At 67.0% G+C, this 14,974-nt stretch carries 11 protein-coding genes and 1 tRNA gene; 10 read left to right on the top strand and 2 right to left on the bottom strand.

Translation table 11 applies throughout. The features are described 5' to 3' along the window. Positions 1-107 precede the first annotated feature (107 nt). Entirely contained in the window at positions 108-1,334 is a 1,227-nt protein-coding gene (locus ACFYX3_RS03590; RefSeq protein WP_116159381.1) for a pyridoxal phosphate-dependent aminotransferase, read from the bottom strand. A 205-nt stretch (positions 1,335-1,539) separates the two neighbouring features. Between ACFYX3_RS03590 and ACFYX3_RS03585 the strand changes: the two genes are divergently transcribed. From ACFYX3_RS03585 to ACFYX3_RS03540, 10 genes are all read left to right on the top strand, one after another. After that, positions 1,540-1,612, top strand: a tRNA-Trp gene (locus ACFYX3_RS03585). Positions 1,613-1,717: 105 nt separating this feature from the next. Beyond that, complete coding sequence (secE, locus tag ACFYX3_RS03580; RefSeq protein WP_359507751.1) at positions 1,718-2,005, top strand: preprotein translocase subunit SecE; 288 nt, start codon at positions 1,718-1,720, stop codon at positions 2,003-2,005. 43 nt (positions 2,006-2,048) lie between these two features. Beyond that, positions 2,049-2,924 (top strand): transcription termination/antitermination protein NusG, encoded by an 876-nt coding sequence (nusG, locus tag ACFYX3_RS03575; RefSeq protein WP_389007566.1) that lies wholly within the window; start codon positions 2,049-2,051, stop codon positions 2,922-2,924. Positions 2,925-3,082: 158 nt separating this feature from the next. After that, entirely contained in the window at positions 3,083-3,517 is a 435-nt protein-coding gene (gene rplK, locus ACFYX3_RS03570; protein WP_030687894.1) for a 50S ribosomal protein L11, read from the top strand. Positions 3,518-3,595: 78 nt separating this feature from the next. Next, positions 3,596-4,324 carry a 50S ribosomal protein L1 gene (rplA, locus tag ACFYX3_RS03565; RefSeq protein ID WP_389007563.1) on the top strand — a complete coding sequence of 243 codons (729 nt, stop codon included), beginning with the start codon at positions 3,596-3,598 and terminating at the stop codon, positions 4,322-4,324. Between the two features lie 146 nt (positions 4,325-4,470). Next, positions 4,471-5,262, top strand: coding sequence for a hypothetical protein (locus tag ACFYX3_RS03560; RefSeq protein WP_389007561.1), 792 nt, complete (start codon positions 4,471-4,473; stop codon positions 5,260-5,262). A 248-nt stretch (positions 5,263-5,510) separates the two neighbouring features. Further along, the gene (gene rplJ / locus ACFYX3_RS03555) at positions 5,511-6,041 is read left to right on the top strand and encodes a 50S ribosomal protein L10 (RefSeq protein WP_030687887.1); all 531 of its coding nucleotides are present in this window, start codon (positions 5,511-5,513) and stop codon (positions 6,039-6,041) included. A gap of 112 nt (positions 6,042-6,153) precedes the next feature. Next, entirely contained in the window at positions 6,154-6,540 is a 387-nt protein-coding gene (gene rplL, locus ACFYX3_RS03550) for a 50S ribosomal protein L7/L12 (RefSeq protein ID WP_359507742.1), read from the top strand. 549 nt (positions 6,541-7,089) lie between these two features. Next, positions 7,090-10,572, top strand: coding sequence for a DNA-directed RNA polymerase subunit beta (gene rpoB, locus ACFYX3_RS03545; RefSeq protein WP_116159375.1), 3,483 nt, complete (start codon positions 7,090-7,092; stop codon positions 10,570-10,572). 98 nt (positions 10,573-10,670) lie between these two features. Then, a complete protein-coding gene (locus ACFYX3_RS03540) occupies positions 10,671-14,570 on the top strand; it encodes a DNA-directed RNA polymerase subunit beta' (RefSeq protein ID WP_389007557.1) in 3,900 nt (1,299 codons plus the stop codon). An 89-nt stretch (positions 14,571-14,659) separates the two neighbouring features. Here ACFYX3_RS03540 and ACFYX3_RS03535 read toward each other — a convergent pair whose 3' ends face one another. Beyond that, positions 14,660-14,890 (bottom strand): hypothetical protein, encoded by a 231-nt coding sequence (locus ACFYX3_RS03535; RefSeq protein WP_389007555.1) that lies wholly within the window; start codon positions 14,888-14,890, stop codon positions 14,660-14,662. Positions 14,891-14,974 lie beyond the last annotated feature (84 nt).

The raw sequence follows: 14,974 nt of genomic DNA, 5'->3' as shown, positions 1-14,974 counted from the left end.
TACAGTCCGTTTCCCCGATCGGGACCTTGCTAGAACGTAAAAACGGGCCCCCGGTTCCGGAGAACCGGGGGCCCGCACTCACCTGGTGACGTTCCCAGGTGGTCGGCTCAGTCGCGCGCCTCGGCGAGGAGCTTCTGGATCCGGGACACGCCCTCCACCAGGTCCTCGTCGCCCAGCGCGTACGAAAGACGCAGGTAGCCCGGGGTGCCGAAGGCCTCGCCCGGGACAACCGCGACCTCGGCCTCGTCCAGGATCAGGGCGGCCAGCTCGACCGAGGTCTGCGGGCGCTTGCCGCGGATCTCCTTGCCGAGCAGCGCCTTCACCGACGGGTACGCGTAGAACGCGCCCTCCGGCGTCGGGCAGTACACGCCCTCGATCTCGTTCAGCATCCGCACGATCGTCTGGCGGCGGCGGTCGAAGGCCTCGCGCATCTTCGCGACCGCGTCCAGGTTGCCGGAGACGGCGGCGAGCGCGGCGACCTGCGCGACGTTGCTCACGTTGGACGTGGCGTGCGACTGCAGGTTCGTCGCGGCCTTCACGACGTCCTTCGGGCCGACGATCCACCCGACGCGCCAGCCCGTCATCGCGTACGTCTTCGCCACACCGTTGACCACGATGCACTTGTCGCGCAGCTCGGGCACCAGCGTCGGCAACGAGGTGAACTTCGCGTCGCCGTAGACCAGGTGCTCGTAGATCTCGTCCGTCAGGACCCACAGACCGTGCTCGACGGCCCAGCGGCCGATCGCCTCGGCGTCCGCCTCGCTGTAGACCGCGCCGGTCGGGTTCGAGGGGGAGACGAAGAGGACGACCTTGGTCTTCTCCGTGCGCGCCGCCTCCAGCTGCTCCACCGATACCCGGTAGCCGGTGGTCTCGTCGGCGACGACCTCCACCGGGACGCCGCCCGCGAGGCGGATCGACTCGGGGTACGTCGTCCAGTACGGCGCCGGGACGATGACCTCGTCGCCCGGGTCGAGGATCGCGGCGAAGGCCTCGTAGATCGCCTGCTTGCCGCCGTTGGTCACCAGGACCTGGGAGGCGTCGACCTCGTAGCCGGAGTCGCGCAGCGTCTTGGCGGCGATCGCGGCCTTCAGCTCGGGCAGACCGCCGGCCGGCGTGTAGCGGTGGTACTTGGGGTTCTTGCAGGCCTCGACGGCCGCCTCGACGATGTAGTCCGGGGTCGGGAAGTCGGGCTCACCCGCGCCGAAACCGATCACCGGGCGACCGGCGGCCTTGAGGGCCTTGGCCTTGGCGTCGACGGCGAGGGTGGCGGACTCGGAGATCGCACCGATCCGGGCGGAGACCCGACGCTCGGTGGGAGGGGTAGCAGCGCTCATGCGGCCATCGTCCCAGACCCCGTAAGGGCCCGGCACACGGGTTTCACGGACCGGACAGGAACGGTCATTCCCGGTCGTACGCGCTTCCGGCGACAGGTCGGCGCAGTTCCTGTTCGACGTAGGGGCCCCTGACCACGTATGCTCACTCCTCGTTGGCCCACGGCGACCACATCTCACGATGCGGTAGGTTGAGGGGCACCGACAAAGGGTCGTAGCTCAATTGGTAGAGCACCGGTCTCCAAAACCGGCGGTTGGGGGTTCAAGTCCCTCCGGCCCTGCTACACACACCGCCAGGTGTTGTGCGCATGTGTACGTACTTCATTGCACCGCCGTGCGGCTCCACCCGGGCGCGGCACGGCCGACCCGGAATCAGGTGAGAGATCGTGACGGACGCCGTAGGCTCCATCGACATGCCTGATGCCGATGACGAGACCGCCGAGTCGAAGAAGAAGTCCCGTAAGGGCGGCAAGCGCGGAAAGAAGGGCCCTCTGGGCCGTCTCGCGCTCTTCTACCGCCAGATCATCGCGGAGCTCCGCAAGGTCGTCTGGCCCACGCGCAACCAGCTGACGTCGTACACGTCCGTGGTGATTGTCTTCGTCGTCATCATGATCGGCCTTGTCACCGTGATTGACTATGGCTTCCAGGAAGCAGTCAAGTACGTCTTCGGCTGACTTTTTGTTCCACCCATCTGTATCGCAGGAAGAAGCAGCCACCGTGTCTGACGCGAACCTGAACGACGCCTTCGAGTCCGAGTCCGTCGAGGACGAGCTGGACATCGTCGAGGCCGCCGACGAGGACGTCGAGGACGTCGAGGTCGACGCTGCTGAGGACGCTGCGGACGAGGACGTCGAGGTCGACGAGATCGACGAGGACGAGGACGCTGCGGACGAGGCCGACGAGGACGACACCGTCGAGGCCGAGGTCGAGGCCGACGAGGAGGAGACCGAGGAGGAGGCCGAGCCGGCCGCCCCGGTCGACCCGGTCGCCGCGCTCCGCGAGGAGCTCCGCACCCTCCCCGGCGAGTGGTACGTCATCCACACCTACGCGGGCTACGAGAAGCGCGTGAAGGCCAACCTCGAGCAGCGCGCCGTCTCGCTCAACGTCGAGGACTTCATCTACCAGGCCGAGGTCCCCGAGGAAGAGATCGTCCAGATCAAGGGCGGCGAGCGGAAGAACGTCAAGCAGAACAAGCTCCCCGGCTACGTTCTCGTCCGCATGGACCTGACGAACGAGTCCTGGGGCGTCGTCCGCAACACCCCCGGCGTCACCGGCTTCGTGGGCAACGCCTACGACCCGTACCCGCTGACCCTGGACGAGATCGTCAAGATGCTCGCTCCGGAGGCCGAGGAGAAGGCCGCCCGCGAGGCCGCCGAGGCCGAGGGCAAGCCGGCTCCGGCCCGCAAGCTGGAGGTCCAGGTCCTGGACTTCGAGGTCGGCGACTCGGTCACCGTCACCGACGGCCCGTTCGCGACGCTCCAGGCCACGATCAACGAGATCAACCCGGACTCCAAGAAGGTCAAGGGCCTCGTCGAGATCTTCGGTCGCGAGACCCCGGTCGAGCTCAGCTTCGACCAGATCCAGAAGAACTGATCTCACCGTCTTCCGACCAGGTCAGAGTGGCTCTCGCAGCCGCTCTGACCTGCTCGGTTTTTAGCCGCACGTCTATACCCGTTATCGTTGTGCGGTATGCCTGCATCCGGATGACCGGAAGGCGGGCTGAACACTCTCACTAGGACCCGGAGAGAGCAATGCCTCCCAAGAAGAAGAAGGTCACGGGGCTTATCAAGCTCCAGATCAACGCCGGTGCGGCCAACCCGGCCCCGCCGGTCGGCCCCGCGCTCGGTCAGCACGGCGTCAACATCATGGAGTTCTGCAAGGCCTACAACGCCGCGACCGAGTCGCAGCGTGGCATGGTCGTGCCGGTGGAGATCACGGTCTACGAAGACCGCACCTTCACCTTCATCACCAAGACTCCGCCGGCCGCCAAGCTGATCCTCAAGGCCGCGGGTGTGGAGAAGGGCTCCGGCGAGCCGCACAAGACCAAGGTCGCCAAGCTCACGGCCGCCCAGGTCCGCGAGATCGCCACGGTCAAGCTCCCCGACCTCAACGCCAACGACCTGGACGCCGCGTCCAAGATCATCGCTGGCACCGCCCGTTCCATGGGCATCACGGTCGAGGGCTGATCACCCCCCCGTTTGACCTAGTGGTAGGGCCGGCGCGGCCCGCACCACGACTCCATACCTGAACCAACAGGAGAAGCAGTGAAGCGCAGCAAGGCTCTCCGCAACGCGGACGCCAAGATCGACCGCGAGCGGCTCTACGCTCCCCTCGAGGCCGTCCGCCTCGCGAAGGAGACCGCCACCACGAAGTTCGACGGCACCGTCGAGGTCGCCTTCCGCCTGGGCGTCGACCCGCGCAAGGCCGACCAGATGGTCCGTGGCACCGTGAACCTCCCGCACGGCACCGGTAAGACCGCCCGGGTCCTGGTCTTCGCGACCGGTGACCGTGCCGAGGCCGCGATCGCCGCGGGCGCCGACATCGTCGGTTCCGACGAGCTCATCGACGAGATCTCCAAGGGCAACCGCCTGAACGAGTTCGACGCCGTTGTGGCCACCCCGGACCTCATGGGCAAGGTCGGCCGCCTCGGCCGCGTCCTCGGCCCGCGTGGTCTCATGCCGAACCCCAAGGTCGGCACCGTCACCCCCGATGTCGCGAAGGCTGTCAACGACATCAAGGGCGGCAAGATCGAGTTCCGCGTCGACAAGCACTCGAACCTGCACTTCATCATCGGCAAGGTCTCCTTCGACGACACGAAGCTGGTCGAGAACTACGCCGCGGCTCTGGAGGAGATCCTCCGTCTGAAGCCGTCCGCCGCCAAGGGCCGCTACATCAAGAAGGCCGCCCTCACCACGACGATGGGCCCCGGCATCCCGCTGGACTCCAACCGCACCCGTAACCTCCTCGTCGAGGAGGACCCGGCTGCTGTCTAGCCGGGCCGAGCCCCATCAGGCTCGCTGAGTGGTCAACCGGCCCCGCACCTCTCCGGAGGTGCGGGGCCGGTTTCTTGTAGGACGCAGGACGTCGAAACCAGGGGTGGGGAAGAGTGAAGAGCGGATCCCGATGGAGGTACGCCGCGGTGGCCCTCGCCGTCGTGGCGGGTGCCGTGGGCTGCCAGGACGGCGACGGCGGTACGAAGGCGGCCGGGGCCTCCGCGACGGCGCAGCCGGGCGCGCAGGCCGCGCAGAGCCCGGAGGAGGCCGCGAAGGCCGTCCGGGCCGCGTACGCCAAGACCTCGGCGGCGAAGAGCGCCAAGGTCGAGATGCGCCTCACCGTGGGGGGCGAGAAGGCGCCCGGCGGCAGCACGTTCACCGGTGTCCAGGCGTGGGGTCCCGTGACCGCCGACCTGAAGGTCTTCGACTCGTCGTACCTGGCCGACATCCCCGGCGCTCCCGTCGAGACGCGCGTGGTCACGGCCGGCGAGGCCACCTATGTGGACCTGGGGAAGGGGCTCACCGCGCAGACGGGCGGCAAGCGCTGGCTGAAGGTGGAGACCGGGGGCGCTGCCGGCGGGGACGAGCTGATGGTCCAGCTGACCGGCGGTCTGACGGCCGCGAGCATGGACCTGCCCAAGGAGCTCGGCCTCCTCGCCGGGTCGTCGTCGGTCAAGCACCTCGGCCCCGGCACGCGCGGCGACTTCAAGGGGGCGCAGGGGTACGAGGGCGAGCTTCCCGACGGCACGTTCGTGCAGGTCTGGATCGGCGCGGACGGCTACCCGATGGAGACCCGCGTCGCCTCGGAGGCCGACGGGACCAGCACCTCGCTCACCACGAAGTACTCCGAATTCGGCGCCGAGGCCGCTGTCCAGGCCCCGCCCGCCGGCGAGACCGTCGCCTTCGTGGATCTCCTGAAGCGCCTCGGTAGGGGCTGATTTGCTCCTGGCCCGGGCCATCACGTACGCTTCCACAGAAGCCAAAGACCGCTGGTCGTTGCTGTGCCCTTACCGGGTGCGGTGGCCGAAGGATCCGCTCACGACGGACGACCCGCGCAGGTGACTGTGGAAAGTTCCCGGACTTATGTTCGGTCGAGCTCAGCCCCGTGCGCCTGCGCCCGGGGCGTTTTGTTTTGTTCAGTCCCCTTCTGAGCGGTCCTCATCACCCGGAAGGAGGCTGAAGCACTATGCCGACGCCCAACAAGGCTGCATCGGTGGCCGAGCTCAAGGACGCGTTCCAGAGCTCCAACGCCGCCGTGCTGACCGAGTACCGGGGTCTCACCGTCGCGCAGCTCAAGACGCTGCGTCGTTCGCTCGGTGAGAACGCCCAGTACGCCGTGGTGAAGAACACGCTGACCAAGATTGCGGCCAACGAGGCCGGGATCACCGCACTGGACGAGCACTTCGCTGGTCCGACCGCGGTCGCCTTCGTCACCGGTGACCCGGTGGAGTCGGCGAAGGCCCTGCGTGACTTCGCCAAGGAGAACCCGAACCTCATCATCAAGGCTGGTGTCCTTGACGGTAAGGCTCTCTCCGCCGACGACATCAAGAAGCTTGCGGACCTCGAGTCCCGCGAGGTTCTGCTCAGCAAGCTGGCCGGCGCGTTCAAGGGCAAGCAGTCTCAGGCTGCCTCGCTCTTCCAGGCGCTGCCGTCGAAGTTCGTCCGCACCGCGGAAGCGCTTCGCGTCAAGCTCGCCGAGCAGGGCGGTGCCGAGTAATTCGGCTCGCGCATTGATCCGCGCCGCCTAGTGCGCGGGTCGTAGCGGGCCGTTACGCCCGCCTCTATAGACACATCGGCACCTGCCGAGATTAGTGGAAGGATCGCCCATCATGGCGAAGCTCTCTCAGGACGACCTCCTCGCCCAGTTCGAGGAGATGACCCTCATCGAGCTCTCCGAGTTCGTGAAGGCCTTCGAGGAGAAGTTCGACGTCACCGCCGCCGCGGCCGTCGCCGTTGCCGCCGGCCCCGTGGGTGGTGGCGAGGGTGCCGCCGCCGCCGAGGAGCAGGACGAGTTCGACGTCATCCTCGAGGGTGCCGGCGACAAGAAGATCCAGGTCATCAAGGTCGTGCGCGAGCTCACCTCCCTGGGCCTCAAGGAGGCCAAGGACCTCGTCGACGGCACCCCGAAGCCGGTCCTCGAGAAGGTCGCGAAGGAGGCCGCCGAGAAGGCTGCCGAGTCCCTCAAGGCCGCCGGCGCCTCCGTCACGGTCAAGTAAGACCGTTTCGGCTCGCTGAGCTGACTCCTGCCCCCGTGTAACGCGGGGGCATCGAAAGGCGATCACCCATCTGGGTGGTCGCCTTTCGGCGTTCCCGGGAAACGGGCGTGGCGGGGGTCCTGCGGGCCGCCGGGAGCGGAGTATGGTGATCTTCGCCGTGCGCCCCGCAGACCGGGGGGCCTTGACGAACCGCACGCAGCGCGCAATTCTCAGGACGCGTCGTCACAACGATCCGTTTCCGAGGCATGGATCGACGACTGAACGGGCAGTATCGAGGTGCGCCGCACGGCGCGAGGTACCGCGGAGTTGAGAGCAACGAGGGTCGCGAAGAAGTCGCCCTGGACATCAGTGAGCCAAGTGGCTACACTGACCCTTTGCGCTGCCTGTTAGCTGCCTCCTGCCCGTCACCAGGGGCATACCTTCGCATCAGCTTCGTGGACCGACCCCGTCTGACCTGGCCTTTTGGTCATCTCAGGAAACGTCTGCCGTGAAGCGTTGCTGGGGACCGGTACGCGCGTAGTGAGTCCGAGCCCTCGGAAGGACCCCCTCTTGGCCGCCTCGCGCAACGCCTCGACCAATACGAACAACGGCGCAAGCACCGCCCCGCTGCGCATCTCCTTTGCAAAGATCAAGGAGCCCCTCGAGGTTCCGAACCTCCTCGCGCTGCAGACCGAGAGCTTTGACTGGCTGCTCGGCAACGCCGCCTGGAAGGCTCGCGTCGAGGCTGCCCTTGAGTCGGGACAGGACGTCCCCACGAAGTCCGGTCTGGAGGAGATCTTCGAGGAGATCTCCCCGATCGAGGACTTCTCCGGGTCGATGTCGCTGACCTTCCGCGACCACCGCTTCGAGCCGCCGAAGAACTCGATCGACGAGTGCAAGGACCGTGACTTCACGTACGGCGCCCCGCTCTTCGTCACCGCCGAGTTCACCAACAACGAGACCGGCGAGATCAAGTCCCAGACTGTCTTCATGGGCGACTTCCCGCTCATGACCAGCAAGGGCACCTTCGTCATCAACGGCACCGAGCGTGTCGTGGTGTCGCAGCTGGTCCGTTCCCCCGGTGTCTACTTCGACTCCTCCATCGACAAGACGTCCGACAAGGACATCTTCTCCGCCAAGATCATCCCGTCCCGGGGTGCCTGGCTGGAGATGGAGATCGACAAGCGCGACCTGGTCGGTGTCCGCATCGACCGCAAGCGCAAGCAGTCCGTCACCGTCCTCCTGAAGGCCCTCGGCTGGACCACCGAGCAGATCCTGCAGGAGTTCGGCGAGTACGAGTCGATGCGCGCCACCCTGGAGAAGGACCACACCCAGGGCCAGGACGACGCGCTGCTCGACATCTACCGCAAGCTGCGTCCGGGCGAGCCGCCGACCCGTGAGGCCGCTCAGACGCTGCTCGAGAACCTCTACTTCAACCCGAAGCGCTACGACCTCGCGAAGGTCGGCCGCTACAAGGTGAACAAGAAGCTCGGCGCCGACGAGCCGCTGGACGCCGGTGTCCTCACCACCGACGACATCATCGCCACGATCAAGTACCTCGTGAAGCTCCACGCGGGCGAGACCGAGACGGTCGGCGAGAACGGCAACGAGATCGTCGTCGAGCCCGACGACATCGACCACTTCGGCAACCGTCGTCTGCGCAACGTCGGCGAGCTCATCCAGAACCAGGTCCGCACGGGTCTGGCTCGTATGGAGCGCGTCGTCCGCGAGCGGATGACCACCCAGGACGTCGAGGCGATCACGCCGCAGACCCTGATCAACATCCGGCCGGTCGTCGCCTCCATCAAGGAGTTCTTCGGCACCAGCCAGCTGTCCCAGTTCATGGACCAGAACAACCCGCTGTCGGGTCTGACGCACAAGCGTCGTCTCTCGGCGCTGGGTCCCGGTGGTCTCTCCCGTGAGCGGGCCGGCTTCGAGGTCCGAGACGTGCACCCGTCCCACTACGGACGCATGTGCCCGATCGAGACCCCCGAAGGCCCGAACATCGGTCTGATCGGTTCGCTCGCCTCGTACGGCCGGATCAACCCCTTCGGCTTCATCGAGACGCCGTACCGCAAGGTCGTCGACGGCCAGGTCACCGACGAGGTCGACTACGTCACCGCCGACGAGGAGGACCGCTTCGTCATCGCCCAGGCGAACGCGACCCTGAACGACGAGCTCCGCTTCACCGAGCCGCGCGTCCTGGTCCGTAAGCGTGGCGGCGAGGTCGACTACGTCGAGCCCTCGGACGTGGACTACATGGACGTCTCGCCGCGCCAGATGGTGTCGGTCGCGACCGCCATGATCCCCTTCCTCGAGCACGACGACGCCAACCGTGCCCTCATGGGCGCGAACATGATGCGTCAGGCCGTCCCGCTGATTAAGTCGGAGGCCCCGCTCGTCGGCACCGGCATGGAGTACCGCTGCGCCACCGACGCCGGCGACGTGCTCAAGGCCGAGAAGGACGGTGTCGTCCAGGAGCTGTCGGCCGACTACATCACGGTCGCCAACGACGACGGCACGTACATCACGTACCGCCTGCACAAGTTCTCCCGCTCCAACCAGGGCACCTCTGTGAACCAGAAGGTCGTCGTGGACGAGGGGCAGCGCGTCATCGAGGGCCAGGTCCTCGCCGACGGTCCCGCCACCGAAGACGGCGAGATGGCGCTCGGCAAGAACCTCCTCGTGGCGTTCATGCCGTGGGAGGGCCACAACTACGAGGACGCGATCATCCTGTCGCAGCGCCTCGTGCAGGACGACGTCCTCTCCTCGATCCACATCGAGGAGCACGAGGTCGACGCCCGTGACACCAAGCTCGGCCCCGAGGAGATCACCCGGGACATCCCGAACGTCTCCGAGGAGGTCCTCGCGGACCTCGACGAGCGCGGCATCATCCGCATCGGTGCCGAGGTCGTCGCCGGCGACATCCTGGTCGGCAAGGTCACCCCGAAGGGCGAGACCGAGCTGACCCCGGAGGAGCGCCTGCTCCGCGCGATCTTCGGTGAGAAGGCCCGTGAGGTCCGTGACACCTCGCTGAAGGTGCCGCACGGCGAGATCGGCAAGATCATCGGCGTCCGCGTCTTCGACCGCGAGGAGGGCGACGAGCTTCCCCCGGGCGTGAACCAGCTGGTCCGCGTCTACGTCGCCCAGAAGCGCAAGATCACCGACGGTGACAAGCTCGCCGGCCGTCACGGCAACAAGGGTGTCATCTCCAAGATCCTCCCGATCGAGGACATGCCCTTCCTCGAGGACGGCACCCCGGTCGACATCATCCTCAACCCGCTGGGTGTCCCGTCCCGAATGAACCCGGGACAGGTCCTGGAGATCCACCTCGGCTGGCTCGCCAGCCGCGGCTGGGACGTCTCCGGTCTCGCGGACGAGTGGGCGCAGCGCCTCCAGGCGATCGGCGCCGACCAGGTCGCCCCCGGCACCAACGTCGCGACCCCGGTCTTCGACGGTGCGCGTGAGGACGAGCTCGCGGGTCTGCTCCAGCACACCATCCCGAACCGCGACGGCGAGCGCATGGTGCTCCCGTCCGGCAAGGCGCGCCTGTTCGACGGCCGCTCCGGCGAGCCGTTCCCGGACCCGATCTCCGTCGGGTACATGTACATCCTCAAGCTCCACCACCTGGTCGACGACAAGCTGCACGCGCGTTCGACCGGCCCGTACTCGATGATCACCCAGCAGCCGCTGGGTGGTAAGGCCCAGTTCGGTGGCCAGCGCTTCGGTGAGATGGAGGTGTGGGCGCTGGAGGCTTACGGCGCCGCGTACGCCCTCCAGGAGCTGCTGACGATCAAGTCCGACGACGTGACCGGCCGCGTGAAGGTCTACGAGGCCATCGTCAAGGGCGAGAACATCCCTGAGCCCGGCATCCCCGAGTCCTTCAAGGTCCTCATCAAGGAGATGCAGTCCCTGTGCCTCAACGTGGAGGTGCTGTCCTCGGACGGCATGTCCATCGAGATGCGCGACACCGACGAGGACGTCTTCCGCGCAGCGGAGGAGCTCGGCATCGACCTGTCCCGGCGCGAGCCGAGCAGCGTCGAAGAGGTCTGACGGGAGTCCGGCGGGGGCTCAGCGATGAGCCCCCGCCGGCCCCAGGACCCCCGTATCAGACCCCACAGCCTTACAACCCTGAGAGGGATTGACGCATAGTGCTCGACGTCAACTTCTTCGACGAGCTCCGGATCGGTCTGGCCACCGCTGACGACATCCGTCAGTGGAGCCACGGCGAGGTCAAGAAGCCGGAGACCATCAACTACCGCACCCTGAAGCCCGAAAAGGACGGACTCTTCTGCGAGAAGATCTTCGGTCCGACCCGGGACTGGGAGTGCTACTGCGGCAAGTACAAGCGCGTCCGCTTCAAGGGCATCATCTGTGAGCGGTGTGGCGTCGAGGTCACCCGCGCCAAGGTGCGCCGCGAGCGGATGGGCCACATCGAGCTCGCCGCCCCCGTCACCCACATCTGGTACTTCAAGGGCGTTCCGTCGCGCCTCGGCTACCTGCTCGACCTCGCCCCGAAGGACCTGGAGAAGGTCATCTACTTCGCGGCGTACATGATCACGTACGTCGACGACGAGCGTCGTACGCGTGACCTGCCCTCCCTGGAGGCGCACGTCTCCGTCGAGCGCCAGCAGATCGAGAACCGTCGCGACTCCGACCTGGAGGCCCGCGCCAAGAAGCTCGAGAACGACCTCGCCGAGCTCGAGGCCGAGGGCGCCAAGGCCGACGTGCGCCGCAAGGTGCGCGAGGGTGCCGAGCGCGAGATGAAGCAGCTGCGCGACCGTGCGCAGCGCGAGATCGACCGTCTGGACGAGGTCTGGTCGCGCTTCAAGAACCTCAAGGTCCAGGACCTGGAGGGCGACGAGCTCCTCTACCGCGAGCTGCGTGACCGCTTCGGCACGTACTTCGACGGTTCGATGGGTGCCGCGGCGCTGCAGAAGCGCCTCGAGTCCTTCGACCTGGAGGAGGAGGCCGAGCGCCTCCGCGAGATCATCCGTACCGGCAAGGGCCAGAAGAAGACCCGTGCGCTCAAGCGCCTCAAGGTCGTCTCCGCGTTCCTGCAGACCGCGAACAGCCCCAAGGGCATGGTTCTCGACTGCGTCCCGGTCATCCCGCCGGACCTGCGTCCGATGGTGCAGCTGGACGGTGGCCGCTTCGCGACCTCCGACCTGAACGACCTGTACCGCCGTGTGATCAACCGCAACAACCGTCTGAAGCGTCTGCTCGACCTCGGTGCCCCCGAGATCATCGTGAACAACGAGAAGCGGATGCTCCAGGAGGCGGTCGACGCCCTCTTCGACAACGGCCGTCGTGGTCGCCCGGTCACGGGCCCCGGCAACCGTCCGCTGAAGTCCCTCAGCGACATGCTGAAGGGCAAGCAGGGTCGATTCCGTCAGAACCTGCTCGGCAAGCGTGTGGACTACTCCGCGCGTTCCGTCATCGTCGTCGGCCCGCAGCTCAAGCTGCACCAGTGCGGTCTGCCGAAGGCCATGGCGCTGGAGCTCTTCAAGCCGTTCGTGATGAAGCGCCTGGTCGACCTGAACCACGCGCAGAACATCAAGTCGGCGAAGCGGATGGTCGAGCGCGGCCGCACGGTCGTGTACGACGTCCTCGAAGAGGTCATCGCCGAGCACCCGGTCCTGCTGAACCGTGCGCCCACGCTGCACCGCCTCGGCATCCAGGCCTTCGAGCCGCAGCTGGTCGAGGGCAAGGCCATCCAGATCCACCCGCTCGTCTGCACCGCGTTCAACGCGGACTTCGACGGTGACCAGATGGCCGTCCACCTGCCGCTCTCCGCGGAGGCGCAGGCCGAGGCCCGCATCCTGATGCTGTCCTCGAACAACATCCTCAAGCCCGCCGACGGCCGTCCGGTGACGATGCCGACCCAGGACATGGTCCTCGGTCTGTTCTTCCTCACCACCGACGGCGATCTCCGTGACACCAAGGGCGAGGGCCGCGCGTTCGGCTCGACGGCCGAGGCGATCATGGCGTTCGACGCCGGCGAGCTCGCGCTGCAGTCGCAGATCGAGATCCGCTTCCCGGTCGGCACCGTCGCTCCCCGTGGCTGGGTTCCCCCGGTCGCCGAGGAGGGCGAGCCGGAGTGGCAGCAGGGTGACTCGTTCCGTCTGAAGACCTCGCTGGGCCGCGCGCTCTTCAACGAGCTGCTGCCCGAGGACTACCCGTTCGTCGACTACTCCGTCGGCAAGAAGCAGCTCTCCGAGATCGTCAACGACCTCGCCGAGCGCTACCCCAAGGTCATCGTGGCGGCGACGCTCGACAACCTGAAGGCGGCGGGCTTCTACTGGGCGACCCGTTCCGGTGTCACCGTGGCCATCTCCGACGTCGTCGTTCCCGAGGCGAAGAAGGAGATCGTCCGCGGCTACGAGGCGCAGGACGAGAAGGTCCAGAAGCAGTACGAGCGCGGTCTGATCACCAAGGAAGAGCGCACGCAGGAGCTCATCGCGATCTGGACCAAGGCGACCAACGAGGTCGCCGAGGCGATGAACGCGAACTTCCCCAAGACGAACCCCATCTTCATGATGGTTGACTCGGGTGCCCGAGGAAACATGATGCAGATGAGGCAGATCGCCGGTATGCGTGGTCTGGTGTCGAACGCGAAGAACGAGACCATCCCGCGTCCGATCAAGGCCTCGTTCCGTGAGGGCCTCTCCGTCCTCGAGTACTTCATCTCGACGCACGGTGCCCGTAAGGGTCTCGCCGACACCGCCCTGCGTACCGCCGACTCGGGTTACCTGACCCGTCGTCTGGTGGACGTCTCGCAGGACGTCATCATCCGCGAGGAGGACTGTGGCACCGAGCGCGGTCTGAAGCTGCGGATCGCGGCCAAGGACGAGGCCGGTGTCCTGCGGAAGACGGACGACGTCGAGACCTCCGTGTACGCGCGGATGCTCGCCGAGGACGTCGTCGTCGACGGCAAGGTCATCGCGCCGGCCAACGTCGACCTGGGTGACGTGCTCATCGACGCCCTGGTCAACGCGGGCGTCGAGGAGGTCAAGACCCGTTCGGTCCTGACCTGTGAGTCCGCCGTCGGTACCTGTGCGTTCTGCTACGGCCGTTCGCTCGCCACCGGCAAGCTGGTCGACATCGGTGAGGCGGTCGGCATCATCGCCGCCCAGTCCATCGGTGAGCCCGGTACCCAGCTGACGATGCGTACCTTCCACACCGGTGGTGTGGCCGGTGACGACATCACCCAGGGTCTGCCCCGTGTCGTCGAGCTCTTCGAGGCCCGGCAGCCGAAGGGTGTCGCCCCGATCTCCGAGGCGGCCGGTCGCGTCCGCATCGAGGAGACCGAGAAGACCAAGAAGATCGTCGTCACCCCGGACGACGGCACCGACGAGACGGCGTTCCCGATCTCGAAGCGTGCCCGTCTGCTCGTGGGCGAGGGCGACCACGTCGAGGTGGGCCAGAAGCTCACCGTGGGTGCCACCAACCCGCACGACGTGCTCCGGATCCTCGGTCAGCGCGCGGTCCAGGTCCACCTGGTCGGCGAAGTCCAGAAGGTCTACAACTCGCAGGGCGTGTCGATCCACGACAAGCACATCGAGATCATCATCCGGCAGATGCTGCGCCGTGTGACGATCATCGAGTCCGGCGACGCGGAGCTCCTGCCGGGCGAGCTGGTCGAGCGTTCGAAGTTCGAGACCGAGAACCGTCGTGTGGTCACCGAGGGCGGTCACCCCGCCTCCGGCCGTCCGCAGCTGATGGGTATCACCAAGGCCTCGCTGGCGACGGAGTCCTGGCTGTCGGCCGCCTCCTTCCAGGAGACGACCCGAGTCCTGACGGATGCGGCGATCAACGCCAAGTCCGACAGCCTCATCGGCCTCAAGGAGAACGTCATCATCGGTAAGCTCATCCCGGCCGGTACGGGTCTGTCCCGCTACCGCAACATCCGGGTCGAGCCGACCGAGGAGGCCAAGGCCGCGATGTACTCGGCCGTCGGCTACGACGACATCGACTACTCGCCGTTCGGCTCGGGCTCCGGCCAGGCCGTTCCGCTGGAGGACTACGACTACGGTCCGTACAACCAGTAAGTCGTATGCCTCTTAGGCGGCGATAGACGCCAAGAAGGGCGGCACCCCGACCGGGGTGCCGCCCTTCGGCGTTCGTGGCCCTCCTTCGGCTAGCCGAGGAGGGCGCGGTGCACGCGCATCAGCGCCCGGGTGCCGACGGCGAGGACGGCGGGGACGTCTTCGGTGGGGACCCGGCGAGCGAGCGCGAGGGCGTCGACCACGATGGCGTAGTCGTCCACGATCGCCCGGGGCGCGTCGGGATGGGTCGCGGCTCCGGCGTACTCCGCGGCCACCGCGCCGTACTCGATGACGGTGAGCTGGACGTCGTCGTCCGTCGCCATGACGGTCCCCCTTCGCCGGCTGGTCGAGCTCCTCTGCAGTGTCCGCCCGTACGGCCCCGGGGCGACAGGGCCACGGGCCGGTCG

Source organism: Streptomyces sp. NPDC002463, from assembly GCF_042889835.1.
Taxonomy (GTDB): domain Bacteria; phylum Actinomycetota; class Actinomycetes; order Streptomycetales; family Streptomycetaceae; genus Streptomyces; species Streptomyces nymphaeiformis.
The sequence above is the reverse complement of the archived record's forward strand: the minus strand, read 5'-3'. Positions and strand labels throughout refer to the sequence as shown.